Origin of the sequence: Acinetobacter sp. A2, assembly GCF_012371325.1 — a bacterium.
Taxonomy (GTDB): domain Bacteria; phylum Pseudomonadota; class Gammaproteobacteria; order Pseudomonadales; family Moraxellaceae; genus Acinetobacter.
Genome location: NZ_JAAZQX010000032.1, coordinates 1 through 24,586 on the forward strand (window position 1 = coordinate 1; position 24,586 = coordinate 24,586).

At 40.6% G+C, this 24,586-nt stretch carries 15 protein-coding genes and 1 pseudogene; 11 read left to right on the forward strand and 5 right to left on the reverse strand.

Annotated elements, in window-relative coordinates; genetic code table 11:
* Window positions 1-75: 75 nt before the first annotated feature.
* Window positions 76-504, reverse strand: a pseudogene (locus HHA43_RS10950) (hypothetical protein); the annotation flags it as partial.
* 504 nt (window positions 505-1,008) lie between these two features.
* On the reverse strand, window positions 1,009-4,500 hold the full coding sequence (locus HHA43_RS10955; protein WP_168542610.1) for a PAS domain-containing hybrid sensor histidine kinase/response regulator: 3,492 nt from the start codon (window positions 4,498-4,500) through the stop codon (window positions 1,009-1,011).
* Window positions 4,501-4,685: 185 nt separating this feature from the next.
* On the opposite strand from HHA43_RS10955, the gene HHA43_RS10960 reads away from it, so the two are divergent.
* From HHA43_RS10960 to HHA43_RS10970, 3 genes are all read left to right on the forward strand, one after another.
* Complete coding sequence (locus tag HHA43_RS10960) at window positions 4,686-5,018, forward strand: DUF485 domain-containing protein (protein WP_167845675.1); 333 nt, start codon at window positions 4,686-4,688, stop codon at window positions 5,016-5,018.
* A 1-nt stretch (window position 5,019) separates the two neighbouring features.
* Entirely contained in the window at window positions 5,020-6,729 is a 1,710-nt protein-coding gene (locus HHA43_RS10965; RefSeq protein WP_168526603.1) for a cation acetate symporter, read from the forward strand.
* A gap of 210 nt (window positions 6,730-6,939) precedes the next feature.
* Window positions 6,940-7,638 (forward strand): ion channel, encoded by a 699-nt coding sequence (locus tag HHA43_RS10970; protein WP_168542612.1) that lies wholly within the window; start codon window positions 6,940-6,942, stop codon window positions 7,636-7,638.
* Window positions 7,639-7,722: 84 nt separating this feature from the next.
* Here the strand turns inward: HHA43_RS10970 and omp33-36 are convergent, their stop codons facing one another.
* Window positions 7,723-8,655, reverse strand: coding sequence for a porin Omp33-36 (gene omp33-36 / locus HHA43_RS10975; protein WP_266096374.1), 933 nt, complete (start codon window positions 8,653-8,655; stop codon window positions 7,723-7,725).
* A 1,174-nt stretch (window positions 8,656-9,829) separates the two neighbouring features.
* Here omp33-36 and HHA43_RS10980 point away from each other — a divergent pair.
* Window positions 9,830-11,536: a GGDEF domain-containing protein gene (locus HHA43_RS10980; protein WP_171525304.1), complete on the forward strand. Its 1,707-nt coding sequence runs from the start codon at window positions 9,830-9,832 to the stop codon at window positions 11,534-11,536.
* A gap of 77 nt (window positions 11,537-11,613) precedes the next feature.
* Here the strand turns inward: HHA43_RS10980 and uvrA are convergent, their stop codons facing one another.
* Both uvrA and tenA read right to left on the reverse strand, forming a co-directional pair.
* Window positions 11,614-14,448 carry an excinuclease ABC subunit UvrA gene (gene uvrA, locus HHA43_RS10985; protein ID WP_168542616.1) on the reverse strand — a complete coding sequence of 945 codons (2,835 nt, stop codon included), beginning with the start codon at window positions 14,446-14,448 and terminating at the stop codon, window positions 11,614-11,616.
* Between the two features lie 149 nt (window positions 14,449-14,597).
* Complete coding sequence (gene tenA / locus HHA43_RS10990; protein ID WP_131261268.1) at window positions 14,598-15,272, reverse strand: thiaminase II; 675 nt, start codon at window positions 15,270-15,272, stop codon at window positions 14,598-14,600.
* 329 nt (window positions 15,273-15,601) lie between these two features.
* Here tenA and HHA43_RS10995 point away from each other — a divergent pair, with 329 nt between their 5' ends.
* The 7 genes from HHA43_RS10995 (at window position 15,602) to HHA43_RS11025 (ending at window position 24,355) form a co-directional block, all read left to right on the forward strand.
* Window positions 15,602-16,687, forward strand: a complete 1,086-nt coding sequence (locus tag HHA43_RS10995; protein ID WP_168542618.1) for a DUF475 domain-containing protein — start codon at window positions 15,602-15,604, stop codon at window positions 16,685-16,687.
* A gap of 217 nt (window positions 16,688-16,904) precedes the next feature.
* Window positions 16,905-18,269 carry an MFS transporter gene (locus tag HHA43_RS11000; protein WP_168542620.1) on the forward strand — a complete coding sequence of 455 codons (1,365 nt, stop codon included), beginning with the start codon at window positions 16,905-16,907 and terminating at the stop codon, window positions 18,267-18,269.
* A 51-nt stretch (window positions 18,270-18,320) separates the two neighbouring features.
* On the forward strand, window positions 18,321-18,896 hold the full coding sequence (gene ssb / locus HHA43_RS11005; protein WP_168542622.1) for a single-stranded DNA-binding protein: 576 nt from the start codon (window positions 18,321-18,323) through the stop codon (window positions 18,894-18,896).
* Window positions 18,897-19,051: 155 nt separating this feature from the next.
* Entirely contained in the window at window positions 19,052-20,278 is a 1,227-nt protein-coding gene (locus HHA43_RS11010) for a site-specific integrase (RefSeq protein WP_168395784.1), read from the forward strand.
* On the forward strand, window positions 20,271-21,827 hold the full coding sequence (locus HHA43_RS11015) for a site-specific integrase (RefSeq protein WP_168542624.1): 1,557 nt from the start codon (window positions 20,271-20,273) through the stop codon (window positions 21,825-21,827). Before HHA43_RS11010 ends, HHA43_RS11015 begins: the two co-directional genes overlap by 8 nt.
* Complete coding sequence (locus tag HHA43_RS11020; protein WP_168542626.1) at window positions 21,820-23,937, forward strand: integrase; 2,118 nt, start codon at window positions 21,820-21,822, stop codon at window positions 23,935-23,937. The genes HHA43_RS11015 and HHA43_RS11020 overlap by 8 nt, the downstream gene beginning before the upstream one ends.
* Before the next feature lies 1 nt (window position 23,938).
* Window positions 23,939-24,355 (forward strand): hypothetical protein, encoded by a 417-nt coding sequence (locus HHA43_RS11025; protein ID WP_168542628.1) that lies wholly within the window; start codon window positions 23,939-23,941, stop codon window positions 24,353-24,355.
* Window positions 24,356-24,586: the final 231 nt, after the last annotated feature.

Here is a 24,586-nt window from a genome sequence, read left to right on the forward strand (position 1 = left end):
TTACACGCTTGGCAACAAGACATTAACAGAGTGCGAATTAGTCCTTGACTATGTTTGACTACATTTTAAGGAACAGGTGTCGAGCTGTGCTGTATCGGTTTTGACTTTGCCCAACCATGCTTTAAAGACCAGTACGGCACCACCACGCAATAACATACTCCAAATATGTTGGCGGGTAGGTTCATCGAGACCTTGAGCTTCTTGCTCCAAAAGGCTGAGTAATTGTTGTTCCTGATCTGCAAGTTTCTCGAACAGACCTAAACCTTGAGGCTTATAAGCTGCTGGACTAAATACATCAAAGTTTAACTCTTCAAAAACCTGCAAGGCTAAGGGCACAGCACTTTGGTAAATGGTTTCCAAAGCTTGAAGATGTGTGGAACTGAGTTTGCTATTGGGGAACAGTTGATTCCATTGAATTTCGGGTAAGAGCGCATTGACGCCGTATTGACGATGCAGTTGCTGAGATTGTTCGGCAAGCTGCTGTTCATATTCAGCTAAATTCATGACATCACTTCCTAAAACGAGAAGAAGGGTTGATCAATCGCAGTATTTATACAGGCTACACCAGCCAATTGATCATTTCTTGTACTCAGTTATGTGCGCATGAAGTGTTTTAAGCATATGCGACTAAAGTCTAATATTTTGGCGATAAGGGCAAAAAATAACGACAAACTCAGGGCTTAGACAAATTGTAAAATTTATTGAGCATATTCACTTACCATCTTGTCAGACTTTGCCATAGCCAGTGAGACGATGGTATTTAATGTGAATGGCAGGCACTCAAAACTCGACGTTTTTGAAAATTTTGGTCAATGGCCGTTGTACATCAGGCCAATGGCTGTGACACTTCACAGGCAATCTGTTGTTTTTTGAGTGGTCTAGGGTTGCAGTTGGTAAAACAGCTTCAAACTGCTGCAAGACGGATATTGAGTTGCTTTGCCTGCCTTGCGCTTAACATGGCTTGAATCAAGCATAGTTTAAAGCGGGGCAGACAAAATTTTATGGGTATCAGCTGCCTGAAATTTTCAGTCCAGATAACCAAGAACGCAGCGATGCTGGTTTTAACGGTTTTTTCAGCAACACAATATTCAGCTCTTTTAAGCGTTGCGGCAATTCTGGGTCGGAGTCTGCTGTAATTAATGCCACAGGGACATCTTCCTGACGATGTTCCAGAATAAAATCTAAACCAATTTTATCATCATTTAAGTGTTGATCGACCAACCAGACCTGAATGTGTTCACGCTGAATCAGATCAATGGCTTGTTCAGGTTCAGTGGCTTTAAAGACGTGATAGCCCCATTTGCTGAGCAGGGTCGCCATGCCTTCCAAAATGGTCTCATCATTATCCAGACATAAAATTTTGTAGGCTTTGGTTTTCATTGGTACCACTTGCACAGGCGCTGCCACCACTTTTGGTGCTTCTGCGATTGGCACTTCAATCATAAAGCAAGAGCCTTTGCCCAGTTCAGAATAGACATGCACAGGGTAGTTCAGCAGGCTGGTCATACGTTGCACAATCGCCAAGCCTAAGCCCAGACCTTGCTCACCCCAAGGTGAAGTATGTCCACAACGTTCAAATTCCTGAAACAGTTTAATGCGCTGTTCTTCGGCAATGCCCGGCCCGGTGTCCCAAACCCCAATCCGAATATGCTGTGGATGCTCGGCAGAACGCAGTACCCCTACCACAACACGCCCTTTGGCGGTATAGCGCAGGGCATTACTGACAAAGTTTTGGATAATACGACGAATCCATTGTGGGTCGGTATCAATCCAGAACTGCACATCATGCACACGGAATTCAATGCTACGTTGTGCTGCAATCGATTTAAATTGCAGGCTTAAATCGCTGAGTAAATCATGCAGTGGATATGCTTGACGTTTTGGCTGAATGGTACCGCCCTCTAAACGGGCAATATCCAGCAAGGCGGAAAGCATACTTTCTGCACCATGCAGGGCGCGATCTAGCTGCTGCAGGGTTTTACGGTCTTCATCCGACTGAATAGTTTGCTCTAAAGCTGTACTGAACAAACGGGCCGCATGCATCGGTTGTAATAAATCGTGGCTCGCTGCGGCAATAAAGCGGCTTTTGGACATATTGGCTTTGTCGGCTTGTTCACGAGCCAATTGTTGTTCGGACAAGGCATCGGCCAATTGTTGGGTACGATCCTGCACCCGTGCTTCAAGCACAGCTTCATTTTCACGGAACGCAGTAATATCGGCAAAGGTGGTTACAAAACCACCACCTTCAATTGGGTTGCCGCGCATTTGAATGACACGACCATCTTTACGGATGCGCTCAAACTCATGCGCACTGCCCATTTTCATCCAATGAATACGTTTACGCACATGTTCTTCAATTGAACCTGGGCCACATTCGCCACGTTCGGCATTGTAGCGAATCAAATCGGCAATTGGGCAGCCAACATAGACAATATCTTTAGGATAATCAAATAGTTTAAGATATTGATTGTTCCACGCCACCAAGCACATATTTTCATCTACCACACTCACCCCTTGGGTCATGTGGTCAATCATGGTCATGATCAGATTTTGATTGAAGCGCTGCCATTGTGAAGCTTGGTCAAGAATATTTGCGACTTGCCCTAACGCGAGGCCATTATTGACCATAGCGGTGGTGAGCAAGGTACGTGCCGAAGCAGCACCAATCGTCCCTGCCAAATATTGTTCGGTAAAACGCCACCACATGCCGTTGGCATTGGCATTTTCATTCAGTACCACATTATTTTGCTGACTAAACTGCTCAAAGGCGTGTCGGGTTGGGGAATCACCTGTAATGCGTTTGGCCAGTGTGATTAAATCGCCCACTTTTAAACGTGCTACATCTTGATGCGAATAGCTGACGTCATTGCTCATATTCTGTGTAGGCAAAGGCTTGGTTTCATAATAGAAGAAACTTTCGGCCTGAATTTGTTCTGCCACACTTGGGCGGAAAATACGTGATACCCAAACATAAAGCATGATATTTAAACCCAGTGCCCAGACTACACCGTGTGTGAGGGGGGCAAAAGATTCAAAGCCCAGCAAGGCTTCAGGGCGTAACCCATTGATGCCAAAAGGCCCGAGCATTAAAAATTCACGGGTAAAGTCGCTAAACTGGCTTGGTAGGCTGCGCAAAATAGTGGGTAACAGCAGGGTATAGGCCCACATCGCAAAACCGACAATTAGACCTGCATACACCCCTTGTTTACTGCCACCGCGCCAATACAAGCCACCAATCAATGCAGGGGCAAACTGCGCCACCGCACTAAAGGCCAATAAACCAAATACAGAGAGCTGATCAATATCATTAAAGAAATTGAAGAACAGAAAGCCCAGTAGCATTACCGCTAAAATACAAATGCGTCGGGTGAACTTTAGTACCAAGGGCAAGCGCTTGTCATGGCGTGAGAAAATGCCCATGCGCCACAAGGCAGGCATGATCAGGTCATTACTCAGCATGATCGACAGTGCTACTGAAGATACCAATAGCATGCCTGTTGAGGCGGAGAATCCTCCCAAGAACGCCAACAGCGTCAACCAGTCTTGGTTATAGCTAAGCGGTAAAGACAATACTGCTACATCAGGGATGGCTAAATATTGCGGAGCTGCGTGCAAGGCCCAACTGGCAATTGGAACAATCGCGATGGTGGTTAAAATCAGATAAACGGCAAACCAGCGACGCGCACCCCGAATATGTTTTTCATCGCGCAGTTCGACCACAGCAACGTGAAACTGACGCGGCAAACAAATAATCGCTAATGCCGCCAATAAGGTTTGCACCCAAAAGGTTTCAGGCACACCAAACAGCTGTACTTCATGGAAGGTAATTGAAACATCATTGGCAATTTGATGAATATTGTCAGGCGCTTCAAATACAAAGAAGAAGGCCACAGCCAGCAAGGCAAATAGTTTGACAAAGGACTCAAAGGCAACCGCAAGCATTAAGCCGCCGTGTTGTTCGGTATTGGCAATTTGTCGAGTACCAAACAGCATCGCCAAAATAGCCAATAAACCTGTCAGGAATAACACCGCATTGGTGGTACTTTCAACATTGGTGCTTTGATCCAAAATCACTGCGGCACTCAGCGCAATTGCGCGTAATTGCAAAGCCAAATAGGGAATAATTGCAATCACCGCCAAAATTGTGACCAGTGATGCCAATGGCCCGCTTTTACCGTAACGTGCAGCAACAAAGTCAGCAATCGATGAAATGGCGTGGTGTTGTCGCACTCGACCTAAACGTCGCCAAATATCATAACCAACAGCGACAAACAGCAATGGCCCTAAATAAATGGGTAAAAAAATGATCCCTTCACGAACGGCTGCGCCCGTTGCACCATAAAAAGTCCATGATGAACAGTACACCCCTAAAGTTAAGCTGAACATGAGCATGCGCCCACGCGTGCTTAAACGACTGGCGTGTTTTTCCCCATAGAAAGCACAGATAAAAAGTAATGCGATATAGAGGGCTAAAACCCCCATAATGAGCCAGCTGTTCATGATGCCTTAAAAGTATCGACAATAGGGCTATGATAGCCTATTCCATTGCCTTTGCGCTGAGGTTGATCATTTTTTTAGCGACCAAAGTCTAAATTGCAAATCGGCTTCAACATTGTTAATTTTAAGTTCGAAATAATTCGAATTAAAAATTTGCGCCTAAGGCAGGGCGCTTGAAGGAGCAGGTTATGGATGAGGTACAAGTAGAACGCATTCTACAAAACCCAAAATTCAAAGAAATGGTTCGCAGAAAAAGTAACCTAAGTTGGACATTAACAGCAATCATGTTGTTTGTGTACGTAGGTTTCATGCTTTTAGTGGGCTATAACAAAGAATTCTTATTGAGTTCAATTTCTGGCGGTGTGACGACTTGGGGTATTCCATTAGGTCTGAGCATTATCGTTTTATCTTTCATTTTGTGTGCTGTTTATTCATCAATTGCGAATGGCAAACTTGACCAATTGAACGAAGAAGCGATGCGTGAAGTTGAAGCAATTACACATGAGAAAGGAACGCACTAAGATGAAATGGAATTCATTGAAAGCACTGGCTGCGTCTACTGTATTAATGTCAGGTATGGCATTTGCAGGACCAGATTTAGGTGCAGCAGAACAGCAGCCAACCAACTGGCCAGCAATTATTATGTTCTTAATTTTCGTTGGTGCAACTTTGTTCATTACTAAATGGGCAGCGAAGCAAACTACGAGCACTAAGGACTTCTATACCGCAGGCGGTGGTATTTCTGGTTTCCAAAATGGTCTAGCGATTGCAGGTGACTATATGTCAGCAGCATCGTTCCTCGGTATTTCCGCAATGGTGTTTATGTCAGGCTTTGATGGCTTGCTATATTCACTGGGCTTCATGGTGGGCTGGCCAATTGTATTGTTCTTGATTGCTGAACGTTTACGTAACTTAGGTAAATATAACCTTTCTGACGTGGTATCGTTCCGTCTAGCTGAAAAGCCGGTACGTACCCTTGCAGCATTCAGTTCACTTGTTGTGGTTGCGTTCTATCTGATTGCACAGATGGTAGGTGCGGGCCAGTTAATCAAACTACTCTTTGGTTTGAACTACAACCTTGCGGTAGTAATCGTGGGTCTACTCATGATGGCTTACGTAATGTTCGGTGGTATGTTGGCAACAACTTGGGTACAGATCATCAAAGCGGTGATGTTACTTTCAGGTGCAACTTTCATGGCCTTCATGGTAATGAAAGGTGTGGGCTTCAGTTTCACTAACATGTTCGAGCAATCGATCCAAGTATTCTCTAAAGTACATGACTTGAGCTTGGCAGATGCTGCAAACATTATGGGTCCTGGTAATTTAGCGTCTAACCCAATTGATGCAATCTCACTTGGTCTTGCGTTAATGTTCGGTACTGCAGGTTTACCACATATCTTGATGCGTTTCTTCACAGTAAAAGACGCGAAAGAAGCACGTAAATCAGTAGTTGTAGCAACAGGTTTCATTGGTTACTTTTACTTATTGACCTTCATCATTGGTTTTGGTGCGATCCTTTATGTATCAAACAACCCACAATTCCTTGATGTTGCGAAAATGGCAGTGACTGGCAAGTTAGAACTTGTTGGTGGTAACAACATGGCTGCGGTGCACTTGTCTGACGCAGTTGGCGGTGACTTGTTCATGGGCTTCATTTCAGCGGTAGCATTCGCAACAATTCTTGCGGTTGTAGCTGGTTTGACATTGTCTGGTGCTTCAGCAATCTCTCACGACTTGTATGCTAACGTATTCAAGAAAGGTCAAACGACACCTGAATCTGAACTTCGCATGTCTAAAATTGCAACTTTAGGCTTAGCAATCTTCGCAATGATCTTGGGTATTCTTTTCGAGAAACAAAACGTTGCATTCATGGTCGGTTTAGCATTCTCTGTAGCAGCATGTGCAAACTTCCCAGTACTTGTACTATCTATGTTCTGGAAAGGCTTAACGACTCGTGGTGCAGTGATTGGTGGGGTAGCAGGCTTAGTTTCAGCAGTCACCTTGATTGTATTGTCTAAAGCAGTTTGGGTAGATACGCTGCAAATTTCTGACACACCAATCAACCCATTCAATGGTCCTGCGATCTTTGCAATGCCACTTTCATTCTTCTGCTGCTGGTTGTTCTCTATCACTGACAACTCTGCGCAAGCACAAGCTGAACGTAAAGCATTCGATGCACAGTTCGTACGCTCACAAACTGGTATTGGTATCTCTGGTGCATCTGACCACTAAGGTCTGAAACACCTCAAAAAAGTCCCAGCAATGGGACTTTTTTTATGGCTAAAATTTCGTGGATGATCTATCTAGCATCTAGGAGGGCTATTTCATCTAAAGCATAGAGAGAGGTTTTATATATGCAATTTTGATACAGAGTCCATGCATGCAGTGATCTGGCAGCATGTTATGTTAGAAATCAAAACAATAAAAAGGCAGCCGAGGCGTATGCAAGCACTACAAAATGTATGGAAAGGTTTTCGGATATTACCTTCGGCATGGCTGTTGTTCTTACAATTTGTGATTTTGCTGCTCTCACTTTTTGCACATCACAACATGCCCTATAAAGTCATAACATGGATGGTCGGCGTACTGGTCTTGTTATTGATTGCTAAAGTTATTCGTCAGACTCCTATGCTGAGTGTGCTGGGACTAAGTTTTGTATATGCTGCACTATTTTTTTCAGTATTGATTTTATTGGGGGTGCGGCATCCGCTGGTATTGGTACTGAGTCATGCCTGCGAAGCGGCTGCATATTTTAGTGCTGCTTATGGTTTATTGCGCTATATGTTTCATGATCGCTATTTAACCAAAGATGAGTTGTTTGCTGCGGCAGCAGTCTTTACTTTAATTGCTTGGGGATTTGCCTTTTTATATAGCATTTGCCAGATATTGATTCCACAGAGTTTTCAGAATCCAAATGTTATAGGCATGCAAAGCTGGCTAGACTTGCTGTTTCTGAGTTTTAGTTTGCAGTCTGCAACAGGTTTATCTGATTTAATGCCTGTTAGCCCAGAAGCTCGGGTGATTGCCATGTTACAAATGTTTTGTGGGGTAATGTATTTGGCCCTTATCGTTTCACGTTTAATCGCGCTGCAATATATCAGTCATTTACCCCATCATCACCATGATGATTCTTCGGATTAAATCGATACTCCGTGAGGGATATGTCAGGCATTAAAAAAGACGCTCAGAGGAGCGTCTTTTTTATATTCGGTGTCTAATATTCAATTAGAAACGGAATTTAGCGTTTAAGCCAACAGTTTGTGTGTCAACAGCTTCACCTTCTGCATTCGCATTTACATAGCTTGCACCTACTGCAATCGCAGGAGTGATGAAGTAGTTTACGTTTGCACCCCAAGCAGAGTCGATAGCAACGTCAGCACTATCAGCACTAGTTTCTGCATAAGAAGCACCAACGCTAAGAGCAGGTGTTAAGTAAAGATCAGTTTTTAAGTTATAAGCTGTGCTTTCACCATAAACTAAACCAGCTTCAAAACCAACAGCCATGTTTGTACCATCAATTGCACCTACGTACTTAGTACGTGCAGTGATTGCATCTTGGTCTTCGTTAATCGTGATTGCTTCACCAACAGCTTTAACTGCACCATTTGCAAGAATACCAAATGAATCAACAGCCATAGTGTCTGCAATGCTTGTATAACCTACAGCAACCAAGAAGTTAGGCGCAACAACTGCACCAAGTTCTAAGGCATAACGGTCGCCATTGTCGTCTTGAGTAGCAGCATTTTTACCATCGTTGTGAGTGTGGCTATAAGCAACGCTTGCATACGCTGGAACAAGTTTAGTTGGAACATACGCTTCAGCTTTAGCACCATAAACATGAGATTCAACGTCTGAACGACCACCTGCAAGAGGAGCGTCATATTGAGCGTATTGGTAAGCTAAAGCAACGTTAGATGCTTGGTTTAAGAAAGCAGCTTCTGCTAAAGGACCTTTAGTCGCATCAACATTTTTGAAGTAGTAAGTACCTTGAACAGCACCAGTGAAGTTTTGGTTGTTTTCAGTAGTGTCTAGAAATTCTGATTGACCTTGAACTTCGAATTGGTACGCTTGAGCACCGGTCATGGCTAATAATAATGCAGTGGCTAAACCGAGTTTTTTCATGATAGTTACCAGCTTTGTTAAAAATGGATGAAACATTGAGCATTTTAGTGTAACAACTTATTAAGTCAATGAACTAAAACAACATTCTTCAGGCATTAAGTCCAATTGATTTTATTGGTTGAAAAATATTCAAACAATTTTTTAGATGTCAACCTTAAAAATGTAGTGATAACAAGTCATTATGTTATTTAGAACCCTAGAGTTATGACAGGTTGAAGAATTTTTGATTGGAATAAACGATGCTATTTATGTAAATAATCCTTAAAACCAATAGTTTTAGTGTGAACAATAACTTAAAAATTGACGTGTTTTTTGTAGCAATACTCTTTTTTTGTATTAAAAACATGCTAACCGTCATATTTTTATGTGATTAATTGATGTGAATGAGTATTTTTGTGTGACTTTTATCACATTTATTTGGTGGTCTGTTCAAGAATATAGCAGACTGATTGACGATGCTTTACACAAACTGTGATTTATTTCATAATTACGTTATGAAGTCCTACTACTTAAGTCGGGTTTTTAGATTGTGTGAAACATCTCATAATTTCGCACATCAAATCTAAATGCTGACTTAATCCAGTAATGTGATGAGATTCTCCATACTTGTTTCTTTTTATCTGCCCAACTTTCCCCAAGGTTGGGTTTTTTTTGTCTTAAATTGGCTGGCTGGTTACTTATCACTTTGCTATCGGCCAGATGATAAAAGTTAATATATGGATGAGTTTTATGCACCATATTGGTGCATTCATATTGATGGGTGAATATGAGTGCTGTTATTTTTGTATAAAAAAAACCCAGTTTTCAATGAAAACTGGGTTTTTTCGCCAAAATTTGCGGGAAAGTTTAATTTTCTGCTGAGGAAAAACTAAACTCGCCCTATTGGGGTGCATTATGCACCTAAATGTTGCAGCTGTAAAATATTTTCTGCTGCTCACTGTGAGTTTTTTCATCATTTCGGTATTAAACATAAAGCATATAAATGAATTGAAAGTGACTCAGGATCAGTGAAATATGGATGAGCTGTTATTTTGCTTTAGTGGGTTGCAATCATTTTGAGTATATTACCGATGCTTAATTAAAACTAAGCGATTAAAATTATTGCTAAAATAAATAAGAAATATCATCCAAGCTGTTGTACTATTGCTGACGATAAAGTGACCAAGTTCAGCTTTCAAGGCTGAAGTGAGATGGAGTTAGGCTAAACATGATGGCGAAATTGCATTCTGAGCAGATTAGTCGACGCTTGTTTATCTCAATGATCATTATTATTGGCTCATTAATTTTTATTTCAGTGCCTTTAATTGTCAGCAGTTATCAGAGTTACAAAAAGGCAGAGCGCGCCTTAATCGAAATTTCTGTCTTGCGTAATGTTGCAGAATTAACCAATAATATTTCCCGTGAGCGGGCTCCTGCCAATAAAGTGATGTCAAGTACACCTGCAGATCAGGCAAGACATTTAGAAGAATTAAAACAGTACCGTTTGCAGGTTGATCAACAAATTCAGGACACGATTCAGGTACTCAAGCAAGAGGGCTTTATTACTCATGCACACCATTTATCGCACCAACTGAAAGCTTCTTTAAAGCAGGGGCGTGATGCGGTAGATGCTTATGCGGCAACACCAACACATTTGCGACGTTCAGAACAACTAGATCAAGCAATCCAGAAAATGTTCAGTGCTTGGGACAGCTCACAGTATGTTTTAAAGCATGTCATGTTGGATTCTGTGGGTAAAGATACTGCTGTATCTACCTACTATAGCGTTATTTTTATACTGTCAGATTTGCGTGATCAGGCGGGACGAGTCGCCTCAAATGTGATTGCTGCGGTTACATTTGGCGAAAAAATCCCCGAAGAAAATCTAGCCAATTCTTTGCAAAATCAAAGACAGGCCTATTATTTGTGGGACTTGGTACATACCATTTTGCCTGAAGCGCACAAAGTGCCGGAATATACCGTTTTGCATAATCAGCTCAAGGCTGAATTTTTGGATCAAGGTATTCCAATTATAAAACAGTTGATTGAGCAAAGTTTGCGTGGTGAGCCTTACTCATTAACGGGTACGCAATTATCGGAAGTCATGGTCGATAAGTTTAGTACTGTCGTCGATTTACAAACTTATGTGCTGGATTATAGTTTGGCACTGGCAAAAAAAGATCACTTCAAAGCACAGCAAAAACTTATTTTAACGCTGGTAGTTACACTCATTTCATTGATGGCAGCCATTTTTACCATGGTGTATGCACGTTCAAAAGTATTTATTCCACTCATTCAGGCACGCAAACAAATTTTGGCTTTGTCCGCTTATGATGATGAAGTCAGTGCCCTTATCAACAATAAAAATAGTGATAGTGTGTCTTTATTTGAAGCAATTCAAAAATTAAAACAACGTTTAGTACAGCGTGATAATTTGGAATTTCAGCTGCGTAATATTGCCAACACAGATGCTTTAACTGGTGTTTCAAACCGTTTAGCACTAGAAGAATATTTAAAATTTTTGGAACAAAAACCCGAGAAATTGACTAAAACAGGTCTAATTATTTTGGATGTGGATAAGTTCAAACATGTGAATGACACTTTTGGTCATGTTGTTGGCGACCAAGCTTTAAAATTGATTGCTAAAACACTCAAAGCCAATGTGCGCTCATCAGATTTAGTGGTGCGTTTTGGTGGCGATGAATTCTTGGTGGTCATTGATAATATTGAATTTACTGAAGCACTTTATTTGGCAGACAAGCTACGTTGTCAAATTGTCAAAGACGAAATTTATATTCCAGAAATTAATGATTATATTAAAATTTCTATTAGTGCGGGCGTTGCAGTAGGTGCTGCTTCATGGAGTAGCTTGCTGGAAAAAGCCGATAAGCATTTGTTTAGAGCCAAAGCGCGTGGACGTAATGCGGTTGAGGGTTAAGTTGCACATCATCTCTAAAATCAACAAGATGATGTACAACTTGGTTCACATTAAAATGATTTCACTTATTCACCAGTCTAAGCTTTTAACATTGGTTTTAAGAACTTAGCAGTGTGTGAAACTTTAGATTTTGCCACATCTTCAGGGGTGCCTTCGGCAATAATTTGTCCACCACCTGCACCACCTTCAGGCCCTAAATCGACAATCCAGTCTGCAGTTTTAATCACATCCAAGTTATGTTCAATCACCACAATGGTATTACCCTTATTGCGTAGCTCATGCAAGATGTCGAGTAGCTTAGCAATGTCATGGAAGTGCAAACCAGTGGTCGGTTCATCCAACACATATAAGGTTTTACCTGTATCCCGTTTGGCCAATTCACGCGCTAGTTTGACGCGTTGGGCTTCGCCACCCGATAGCGTTGTTGCAGATTGTCCGAGGCGAATATAGCCCAAACCCACCTGATTTAAAGTTTCTAAACGACGATGAATCACAGGAATCGCATCAAAGAAATGCATAGCATCTTCAACTGTCATTTCTAACACATCGGAAATATTACGGCCTTTATAGCTGACCTCCAACGTTTCGCGGTTATAGCGCTTACCATGACAGGCATCGCAAGGTACATACATGTCGGGCAGGAAGTGCATCGCTACCTTAATCATACCGTCACCCTCACAAGCTTCGCAGCGTCCACCTTTAACGTTAAAGGAGAAACGACCAGCCGCATAGCCGCGAGCTTTGGCTTCAGGCGTTTGTGCAAATAGTTCTCTGATTGGAGTGAACAAGCCTGTATACGTTGCGGGGTTTGAACGTGGAGTACGTCCAATTGGGCTTTGGTCAATATCCACGACTTTATCTAAGTATTGCAAACCATCAATCGAGTCAAACTTTTCTGCATTTAAGGTCGTGGCACCATTTAATTGTGTTGCAGCCAAAGGCAATAAAGTACGGTTAATTAAGGTCGATTTACCTGAGCCAGATACGCCTGTAACGCAGGTCATGACCCCTAAGGGCAAAGTCAGATCTACTTTTTTTAGGTTATGACCTGCGGCTCCCATGAGTTTAATTTGTTGTTCAGGATGTGGCGGTTGGGTACGTTTTTTCGGTACTTCAATTTTTAACTTGCCCGATAAATATTGCCCTGTCAGTGAATCGGCATTTTCCGCCAGCTCTGCATAGGTACCTTCGGCAATAATATGCCCGCCATGCACACCTGCACCTGGGCCAATATCAATAATATGATCGGCTGCACGGATGGCATCTTCATCATGTTCTACCACCAATACGGTATTGCCCAAGTCACGTAAGCGAATCAGGGTTTCTAGCAATCGGTCGTTGTCACGTTGGTGTAAGCCAATAGAGGGTTCATCCAGCACATACATCACGCCCATGAGGCCTGCACCAATTTGAGATGCCAAACGGATGCGCTGTGCTTCGCCGCCAGACAGCGTTTCGGCAGAACGTGACAAACTTAAATAATTCAAACCTACCGACACTAAAAAATGTAAGCGCTCACGAATTTCTTTAAAGATTTTATCTGCCACTTCACCTTTGGCACCATCCAGATTCAGTCCTTGATAGTACTGCTCGGCATCACCAATTGACATTTGGGTAATTTGAGCAATAGTTTTGTCTTTCACACGGACATTACGGGAGATTTCATTTAAGCGTGAACCTCCGCAGGCATCACAGGCCGCATTAGATAAATACTGTGCCAAATCATCGCGTACATAATTACTTTCGGTTTCACGATAACGACGTTCTAAATGCGGCAACACACCTTCAAAAGCAATCACACGTTTATGATGGCGACCACGTTCATCGGTATAACTCAGGTCAATTTTGTCTTTGCCTGTACCGTACAGAAATTTCTTCTGGGTAGTGCTGTCAAGCTGATTCCACGCAGTTTCTAATGAAAGTTCATAATGTGCTGCGACTTTTTCTAGCATGCTGTAATAATAGGGACGCTGTCTGTCCCAACCACGAATTGCACCCTGACTGATTGAAAGTTCAGGGTTTGGAATTAGTTTTTCTGCACTGAAATGGCTACGTGTCCCCAAGCCATCACAGGTTTGGCAGGCGCCAAACGGATTATTAAACGAGAACAAACGTGGCTCAAGTTCAGCAACGGCACGATCACATTTTGGACATGAATGTTTGGCTGAAAAAATACGATCAGGCTGTTCGGCATTCATCCACGATAAAATGGCCAGATCGCCACCTAAACGCAGTGCCGTTTCAAAGCTTTCGGCAATACGGTTACCCAAATCATCTCGGACTTTAAAGCGGTCTACCACTACCTCAATCGTGTGTTTTTTCTTTTTGTCGAGTTCAGGCGGTGGGTCTATGTCCATGACTTCGCCATCCACTCGGGCACGTACAAAACCCTGACTTTGTAGCTGTTCAAACAGATGCACATATTCGCCTTTACGCTCACGAATCACCGGTGCAAGCAGCATCAAAGCAGTGCCTTCTTCCAGTCCTTTTACCGCATCAACCATTTCTGATACGGTTTGTGCCACCATCGGCAAGTCATGTTCAGGGCAGTACGGTGTACCGACACGGGCATACAGTAAACGCAAATAGTCGTAAATTTCGGTAATGGTACCCACCGTTGAGCGTGGGTTATGACTTGTCGATTTTTGCTCAATCGCAATTGCAGGGCTTAGGCCTTCAATTGAATCGACTTCAGGTTTTTCCATTTGTGATAAGAACTGGCGTGCGTAGGCAGAAAGTGATTCGACATAGCGACGTTGCCCTTCGGCATATAGGGTATCAAACGCCAGTGAGGATTTTCCTGAACCAGATAAGCCCGTAATCACCACAAATTTATCGCGTGGAATATCAAGGTTCACGTTTTTTAGGTTATGGGTACGTGCACCTCGAATACGGATATGACTTTGGCTCATAAAAAATTCTCGAAATTCTACAAATGAAAAACTTATATATGATAGCGCATGAAAATTGTTCAAGTGTTATTTTTCACGCTTTATCAGTCATGGCTTGTCGCACTGTATAGAGAAACGCCAATACAGTGCGCACTTAAAGTGACTAAGGTTTAAACTTGGTCTAAGCCTAGCCATTGACGCTGATGGTAAGCACTGTCCCAGAATAGCCATTCTAGTTTTGCCGCTTTGGTATAGGCCTGATGCATTTTTTCAATGGTGTCGGCATCACAGCGCGCAGCAATACGGTCAATGGTCTGAATTACATTGTTGACTGCACTATGGAATTCTTCGCCTGAATAGGTATCTACCCAAGCCTGATATGGATTATTCGGTACAGAATTATTGACAATATCTTTGCCCACTTCTGCATAAATCCAGAAACATGGCAGCAATGAAGCCAATACCACAGGATAACTTTCTGACCATGCCGTTGCGAGCAAATAAGAGGTGTAATGATGGCAAGCGAGGGTCAGTGGGGTGCTTTCAAATTCCTGTTTGGAAATATCAAACGCTTGCATAAAGCTGTCGTGTAAGGTGCGTTCAACCACAATTGCAATTTTGGCTGCTTCCGAAAATTGAATAATATCATCGGCATCAAAAGCTTTGGCAGCACAGACAGCCAGCGCACGACCATAGGCAATTAAGTAATGTGAATCTTGAATCACATAATGACAAAACGCAGCTTTGCTTAATGTACCTTGCGCCAGTTCCTGATTAAATGGCAACGCCAGTGTTTTTTGATAGAGCGCAAGGTTACGCTGCCAAGCCTCTTGAGAAAAGCGCATGTTGGATTTCCATTTGAATTTTATTGATGCAGATACCATTGCATATCTGTACGATGATCACAACTGATCAATATTGAAATAGCGCAGTTGGGGCGAAATCCATCACAACAAAAAAATCATACGAAGAATTTTGGCGAAGTTGAGAAAAAAGCGTCATAATTGCGGCATAAAATTTTACATTCTCAGCTTTTGTCCGATTAAAATTCGGACAATTCAAATTTCAGAATTTTTAGATCTGTTGTTACTCACCCAAAGCTATGCTTGGCTTTTGTGGTGTAGATTCGACAGATAAAAAATTCAGATCAAAATATATCGATAGGTCGTTTGTCATGATGAAACATTTTGGTTTCTCAATCGTATTTTCGATAGTGTGTCTTGCGCTATCTGCATATTGGGGCTATACCCATGGCCCAGAAGCAGGTGTGCAGACCATGCTCACCGCACTGACCATCACCGCAATTTTGGCGATTATGGAAGTGTCGTTGTCGTTTGATAACGCGGTAGTCAATGCTTCAGTCCTACGCGGTTGGGATCATTTCTGGAAAATGCTGTTTTTAACCGTGGGGATTATCATTGCTGTATTTGGCATGCGTTTGATCTTCCCTGTGGTGATTGTGGCTGTCACTGCCGATATGGGCATGATGGAAGTGGTACAACTGGCACTGAATGATCCGAAGCAATATTCTGCCAAACTGATGGCACATCACCCTGAAATTGCTGCATTTGGTGGTGCATTCTTGTTGATGGTCTTCCTGAATTTCTTTTTGGATGATGAAAAAGACACCCACTGGTTCAGATGGTTGGAACGTCGTTTGAGTAATTTGGCAAGCGTACCTGCCATGTCTGTATTTTTAGCCTTAGTGACCTTATTGATCATGGCGGCGAACGTGGTTGAAGATAAACGCCTTGTAGTGACGATGGCGGGTATTTGGGGCATCGTGATTTATATTGGTGTACAAGTGCTGAGTCACATGTTGGGCGGAGAGCCTGAAGTCGATGAGCAGGGCAATGCTGTGCGCCATGATGAAAATGGTGTGCCAACAGGTGTAGTAAAAGCGGGGATTGGTGGCTTTTTATATCTGGAAGTACTAGATGCCTCGTTCAGTTTTGATGGCGTGATTGGTGCCTTTGCGATTACTTCAGACGTGGTAATCATTATGTTAGGTCTAGCCATTGGTGCGATTTTTGTGCGTTCTATGACCATTTACTTGGTCGAAAAAGGCACGCTTGATGCCTATATTTACCTTGAACACGGTGCACACTACGCCATTGGTGCCTTGGCCTTTATTATGATTGCCAGCGGTACAGGCCTGCATGTACCAGAAGTAGTGACAGGTTTAATTGGAGTTGCATTTATTGTTTGGGCAGTGATTGCCTCGATTCAATTTAAAAAGCGTCAGGCAAAAGCAAGTTAATGCATCTGCTGATGCTTTGATGGTATGACTCAAGCATAACCAAGCAGAACAATCATACAGACAGAACGAAGTTAGAATTTGGGTGCACAGCGTTGCGCCCTTTTTTATTGAATATCTAGGCATCTCGCATAATAAACATCGGGAAAAATCAGCATCATGCAGCTGAATGTTGTAGGATATCTGCAAATTCAAAATTATTTAGTTTTAGTCGATTGATATGATGAATGCCTTGGAACGCCGCTCGACCTTTGCTTTAAGCAGTATTTTTGCATTGCGCATGTTGGGTTTGTTCATGATTATTCCTGTGTTTTCAGTAGCAGGGCAATCGTATCAATATGCAACACCTGCTTTAATTGGGCTTGCTGTTGGGGTATACGGACTCACTCAAGCCATTTTACAAATTCCATTTAGCTTAATTGCAGACCGCTATAGCCGTAAACCTTTGGTGGTTTTGGGCTTATTATTGTTTGCTTTGGGTGGAGCAATTGCTGCCATGTCCGACACCATTTATGGTGTGATTATTGGACGTGCTATAGCTGGTGGTGGTGCGGTGTCTGCGGTGGTGATGGCATTGTTGGCCGATGTGACCCGTGAAGAAAACCGCATGAAAGCCATGGCGGTGATGGGCATGAGTATTGGTATGTCCTTTGTGGTGGCCTTTAGTTTGGGGCCATGGCTTACAGGTTGGGTTGGTATTTCAGGGCTATTTTGGGTGACCACAGTGATGGGGTTGGCCGCCATTCTCATGTTGCTGTTAGTGCCGAAAGTCACCCGTCATCATCGTAATTTCCAGCAAGGTTATGTACCGCAGTTAAAGCAAGTGCTAAAAATGGGCGATTTAAACCGCCTGCATGTATCCGTATTTACCTTGCATTTATTGCTGACAGCCATGTTTATTTATGTGCCTTCGCAGTTAATCCAGTTTGCTGATATTCCTTTACAGCATCATGGTTGGGTGTATTTGCCGTTACTGTTGGTCAGCCTGTTTGTAGCTTTCCCAAGCATTGTTTTGGCAGAAAAATATCGCAAAATGCGTGTCATTTTCCTGACGGCTATTGCAGGCATTATTTTAGGTCTGTTGGTACTGATTTTCGGGTTTGAATCAAAATACATTTTATTGTTGGGTTTGGGCTTATTCTTTATTGCCTTTAACGTCATGGAAGCCTTGTTGCCTTCATGGTTGTCTAAGGCGGCACCTATTCAGTCTAAAGCTACCGCCATGGGCGTAAATGCCAGCAGCCAATTTTTAGGCGCTTTCTTTGGCGGGATGATTGGTGGACAGTTACTGTTACTGAATCACACTGCGATGGGTTGGAGTATTTTGACCGCGATTGCTATAATTTGGTTATTGGTTAGTTTTGGATTGGCGCAGCCGCGCTATCTTTCATCTTTGGTGTTGCGTTTGCCTGAGACTCGAGAAACAGATGAATGGACTTCTCAACTTTTAGCGATTCGTGGTATTGAAGAGGTCGTGGTGATGTCTGACCAACAAGTGGCGTATGTAAAAGTGGATAAACAGCAAATTGATGATGCTGCGCGACAACAATTAACGCACTTGTTAGGGAAAGAGGTAGCCATTTAAGCATAACTCTTATAAAGTAAATAATAGAAACAAATAGGAAGAAAACGTCTAATGCGTGGTGTAAATAAAGTCATTTTAGTCGGTACTTTAGGTCGCGATCCTGAAACAAAAACTTTCCCAAATGGGGGTTCTCTCACCCAATTTTCTATCGCAACCAGTGATGTCTGGACAGACAAAAATACGGGCGAGCGTAAAGAGCAAACAGAGTGGCACCGTATTGTGTTGCATAACCGTTTAGGTGAAATTGCACAGCAATATCTACGCAAAGGTTCTAAGGTATATATTGAAGGTTCATTGCGTACTCGTCAGTGGACAGACCAAAACGGTCAAGAGCGTTACACCACTGAAATTCGTGGTGATCAAATGCAAATGCTCGATTCAGGTAATCGTGGACAATCTGACCAACAAGATGGCGTTTTTGCACAGCCACGGTTTAACAATAACCAAAGTGGCTATGGTAATCAGAATCAAGGTCAGGCTGCGGGTTATGGCAACCAAAATAAAGGTGGTTTTAACCAGAATCAGGGTGGTGGCTATGCCAACAATAACCCAAGTGGTTTTGCACCGAAGCCACAAGCTGCGCCTGCAACAGCACCTGCAGATTTAGATGATGATCTACCATTTTGACACCTACTAGAGATCATATTTTGTAAAGTTTATAAAATTATTCTTTATTAGCAGTTAGTTACAAAAGAAATTTACAGATACTAGAAATGGTTCTGTAAATTTTTTTACTTATGATTTATGATATTTAATACTTAGATATTTTGTTAAATAAAGCCATGATGTTTGTTAAAAGATTTGTAATGAGTGGTGGTGAGAGATTCGCTGTTCTTTTGAATAGTGATGGTGTTCCTATGACTTATCCAAATTTATATACGATCATTCATTTAAGAAATCGTGGTCAATCAATCAATACTATTACAGCTATTCTAGAAGATATTAAGTTGCTGTTTCAGTTATTGGATAAGTTAGGAATTGATTTGGAACAAAGGATTAAAAATAAAGATTTTTTAAAATTAGATGAAATCGAAGCTTTAGTAAATTTAACCAGTTTCAATCGTAGCCGATTAAGCGGGACAGCTTCAAAAAAAAAGATCATAAGTTTTCCAAAAAGTAATAACAAAGAGCGAGCTAGAGCAAAATTGGTTGTTACTCAGGACTATGTATCCAAACAATTGATATATCGGCGGTTAACTAATTTTGCCGAATATATTGGGTGGTTTGAGACGCATCTTCATTCATCTGCAATAACAAGTACAAAGCAGTTTTTAAAATCTCGTAGACCTCGTAAGTCCATGGATATTCAGGCTGAATACAAATCTTTTGATACTGATCAACTAAATAAAATTTTAAAGGCAGTTGATCCTGATAATCAGAACCGTATTTGGACTTCAGATTACATTAATTATAGAAATGAGCTGATTACCTATTTGTTTTTATATCTTGGGTGTCGTAAAGGTGAATTATTAAATTTAAAAATTACAGATATAACACCCTCTCAAGGTGGTACGTCGTATCTTACTATTAAGCGTAATCCTCATGATGGAAGTGATTCTAGGCTATATCAACCGTTGGTTAAAACCAGAAGTCGATCAATTGCACTCAACCAGAATCTAAAGAAAAAATTGGATACTTATATTCTAAATCATAGATCGACAGTGCCTAATGCAGAGTTAACAGACTTTTTGATCTTATCAAATAAGGGGCAGCCGCTTTCAATTAATGCACTAGACAAAATTTTTTCAGAAATTTCTGAAGTCGTTTTATTCAATGTGCATGCACATGCATTTAGGCATACATGGAATGATAAATATACAGATAAAGTTCAGACTTTAATTAAATCTGGAAAAATAACAGAAGATCAGGCTGAGAGAGATCGTGCGTATCTGATGGGTTGGATACCTAACTCACAAAGTGCAAGAAGATATTCAAGACGTGCAGAGAATAAGCGTGCCGTAGAGGTTGGATTAGCTATCCAAGAAAAATTTGAGAATGAAAATGAATAAATCAACTAGAAACGATAGTTTAAATAAATGGCAAAATACGTTTACCTCATTCAAAGGTTATGAGTTTAATATCGATGATCAGAAATGGGTATTAGATATCAATAAAACTATAGATATCTCTCGGATACGAAATTATGAGTTTTCTGTCCAATCAGATGTGATCATGACTTTAGTTCATTTTGCTAAGTATAGTTCAAGTTCACATACAGCAAACATGTGCGAATATATTGGTAAATATTTTGATATTACAGAAGAGAATCATTTTTCAATTAAAGGTCTTTTAAACTATAAGAATTTTTATTCGGCAAAAAAAGATGAATACAAAGTAGCTATGCTACGAGTCTTTTTGAAGAAACTATATGATTTGGGTTATTCCTCAGTAGATGATGAAGTTTACGATCTAATGGACTCATGGAGATTGAGTGGCAATGAAAAAGGAGCAGCAGTCCTTTCCCTTGATCCAGATGAAGGTCCATTTAGCCCATTCGAATTTCAAACAATTATCACTAGAACCAATGAATACTTAGCAGAAAATAAGATTTCCTATTATGAGGCTGCTCTAATTCGTGTTTTTTGTGCGACAGGTAGACGACCAATACAAATTGCTGGGTTAAAAGTAAAAGACCTATACGTGTCGGATAAATATAATTTTAATGATACAAATGCAGTTCATATCCTTAACATTCCGAGAGCTAAAGTTAGAGGTGCTAGTGGATTCCGATTTGCTTTTAGTGAAGTGGGAATTCGTGAAAGCATCGTACAAATATTGTTTGAGCATACTCGAATTTTAAAGCAGAAATTAAGTAAAGAAATAAAACGAGAGCTATCTGAACAAGAGTTTGCAGAGCTACCGCTATTTTATGATTTTGAGAAATTGGTTAATTTGGATTGGGAAAATCGGCATGAAATTTCAGAAATTTTGCCAAAAGAAATTATTCATTTGCCTACGGTTCAATTAACTCAAAAGTTAAAAGATGCGGTAAGAAAGCTTGGTGTTCGTTCAAGGGAAACAGGTGATCCAATATTTGTTAATGCTTATAGATTTCGCTATACGCTTGGAACAAATGCAGCTAGGCAGAAAGCGGGTGTGAATGTGATTGCAAAGTTGTTAGATCATCATGATACGCAAAATGCTCACTGTTATGTGCAGAGTGTGCCCGAAATTGCACAGCAACTATCATCTATAATGGACGATAGTTTACGCAAATATGCAGATGCTTTTCAGGGGAAAGTTGTAAGAGATGAGATTGAAGCCCAATCACAAATTAAAGACGCGAATAGAATTTCTTCTGTAGAACAAGATTGTGACGTTGGTTCATGTGGTACAAATCAATACTGCAATGATTATGCACCAATCGCATGTTATCTATGTAGCAAGTTTATGCCTTGGGCAAATGCACCTCATTATTTGGTTCTAGAGCAATTAATTAAAGAGCGAGATGATCTAATTGCGATGGGTTGTAGCCTTGAAGTCGCTGCCGTGAATGACCGTACAATTATTGCCGTTCAGCAAGTTATGGATGCTTGTAAGGAGTTCAACCATGGATAATTTAATATATTTTCCATCTGACAAAATCCAATCTCCTTACTCCGAAATTAAGCAGTTTATTGATTTTGTTAAACAATTATCTGAATTAAATGAAGATATTAAATTTGATGAGAATTATTGGAAAGGCGAAGTAAACTTTGTCAAAACAGGTATTTCATCCAAAGATAGATCACCTGAAAATCTTTTGCATCATTCAATTCTAGAATTTGCCAAAGCCTATGTTAAGTATCAAAGAATTAACAGTAAGTTAAAAACTCAAGATACGATTCTTTCAATTCGGGCCATAGAACAAATATGCTTAGACCGATATGGTGAAGTTGATTTAACTAAATTGATTATTGCTGATTTTGACTTAGCTGCTGAAAATGCAAAGGAAAACTATAAAGCAAGTTCTGCTTATCATGTGGGTAGACAGCTAAAGATTCTTTTAGACTTTCTTCGCCAATTAAAAATATTAGCTTTACCAGATTGGAAAAGTCCAATTAAAAAGCCTTCTGAAAAATCAATTGTGTTAGATGCAGAGTCAGAGGAACATCGAGCTTCTAAACTTCCTGATGAGGATGCTATTTTTATCATAGCTGATATTTTTTCTCGTAAGGATTCTGAATTATCAAATAGAGATGTTTTTGTTAGTAGTGCTATAGGGTTACTTTTATCTGCACCTGAAAGAGCATCAGAGCTATTTTTCCTTAAGATCAATTGTATTAATAAAGGAGATAAAGAATCTTCTAAAAGTAATTTAGAAGCTGTAGTAGATGATTCTAATGAGGATGAAACATTAGGGATTAGGTGGTATGCACAAAAAAATTATGGGTATGATATTAAAGCTATTCCTAGTGTCATGATTCCAACAGCCAAGCGGGCAATTGCTCGTTTGATTAAGATGTCAGAAAAGCCTAGACATTTAGCATATTTGCTTGAGACAAGTGATAAATTTCCGAGACATGAACTTTGTCCTGATGTACCTGATCATCAATTATTAAAACGCAGTGAAGTATTGTTGGCAATGGGTTTTGATGCGTCACTATTAGATGCTCGTCAAGCAAATAAGAGTGGAATACAATTTTTAAGAACTCGTGATATTCCTATTAATGATTACGAAGTTTGTCTGAATGATTTAAATATTATACTGCGAAAGAGATTACCCAAAGGCTTCCCTTATGTACCTTTTCAAACTGGTGGTGGAGTCAAGGTTAAGTGGTCTGAAGCTTTATTCTGTAGTTTTGCAAACCAATTTCATAGCGATAAATTAACCATTTTTTCAGAATTATGGATGCCACATATTGATACATTAAATGAAGACTTATCACCAACTAAAAAGAAGTTAAGAGGAAAAGAACAGTTATCGAATATGCAATCCATTTTTCAGCGGTGGGGATATGGTGACCACAGTATAACTACTCACCAATTTCGGCATTTATTAAATACGATAGCAAATACCAATGGAATGGATAGCATGTTACTCGCTAAATGGTCAGGGCGGGCTGATATGAAGCAAAATCGAGTATATGACCATACTTCGGTTGAAGATCGTAATTTTAGCTTAATTGAGATGCAGAAAAATGAGGTTGGTACAGTAAATACTGATAGTACATTTACATTCCAAATAGCTACACCTCGAACTCTGCAGGAGTTAAATACTAAAACAACATTGTCTATGCACACTACCGAGTTTGGATTTTGTACACATTCTTATATTGATGAACCCTGCCTAAAGTATAGAAATTGTCTTAATTGTACGGAACATGTCTGTATTAAGGGGGATGATGAAAAGAAAAAACGGCTTCAAGATCGACTTAGAAAAGAAAAAATCTTATGGGCTAAGGATAAGGAGGCTGTTAGTAAGAATGTGACTGGTGCAGCAGTATGGCTTGAGATGAGAGAGCTTACGATTAAACGTTGTGAACAGTTGATTGCCCTACTCGATGATCCAAACATTCTTGATGGAACGCCTTTAAGTTTGCCGCCTTCGGAAGATGTTACACATCTTGATTTAGCGTATCAAAAAGCAGGTCGTAAACGTATCCCCGTTATTGAGAATACTCAACGTAAAAAGCTTGAAGAGCAGTCAGTTTTACATGATTCTTTATCATTGGATTTATGGAGCTAATATGGCACAGCATCTAACAGATCAGAATGTACAAGATATTGTTGAAATTCTTGATTATTGGTCGCCAAATGAAAAGTTAACGTGGGAGAAATTATGCAAAGCAATTGAAGTACAACTAGAGATTGTACCTGCACCAACTCGCCAAACCCTACAAAAATTTGAAAGAATTAAGAATGCTTATGATCTAGGAAAAAAATCTCCAGCAGCATTAAAAATCTTAAAAACCAAACAGCAAAAACTTCCTGCAAGTTTGAAAATAGCTCAAGTCAAAATTGATGCATTGGAAAGTAAGTTAGAGAGACTAGAAAAAGAGAATTCAATGCTTTTAGAGCAGTTCGTAGTTTGGCAATACAATGCTCATAAATATGGGGTGAGTATTGATAAGCTCAATGAGCCTTTGTCTAAAAAGAACTCCTAGGTACGAGAGCCTAAAGTAGGCTCTCAAAAGCTAAGATTGCTTCAATGTCATTAAGATGCAACAAAATATATTAAAGACATAAAGTTAGAGCTATAAAACTTATAAGTCTATTGGAGACTGTAAATAATAGTTATGCCTTTATTGTAATGTCACTTGGTAATCCCCCCTAAAAATAATAGGATCTAAAAGTAGAATTTTCTCTTAAGATACGAGCAGGAGATTCTGCATGAA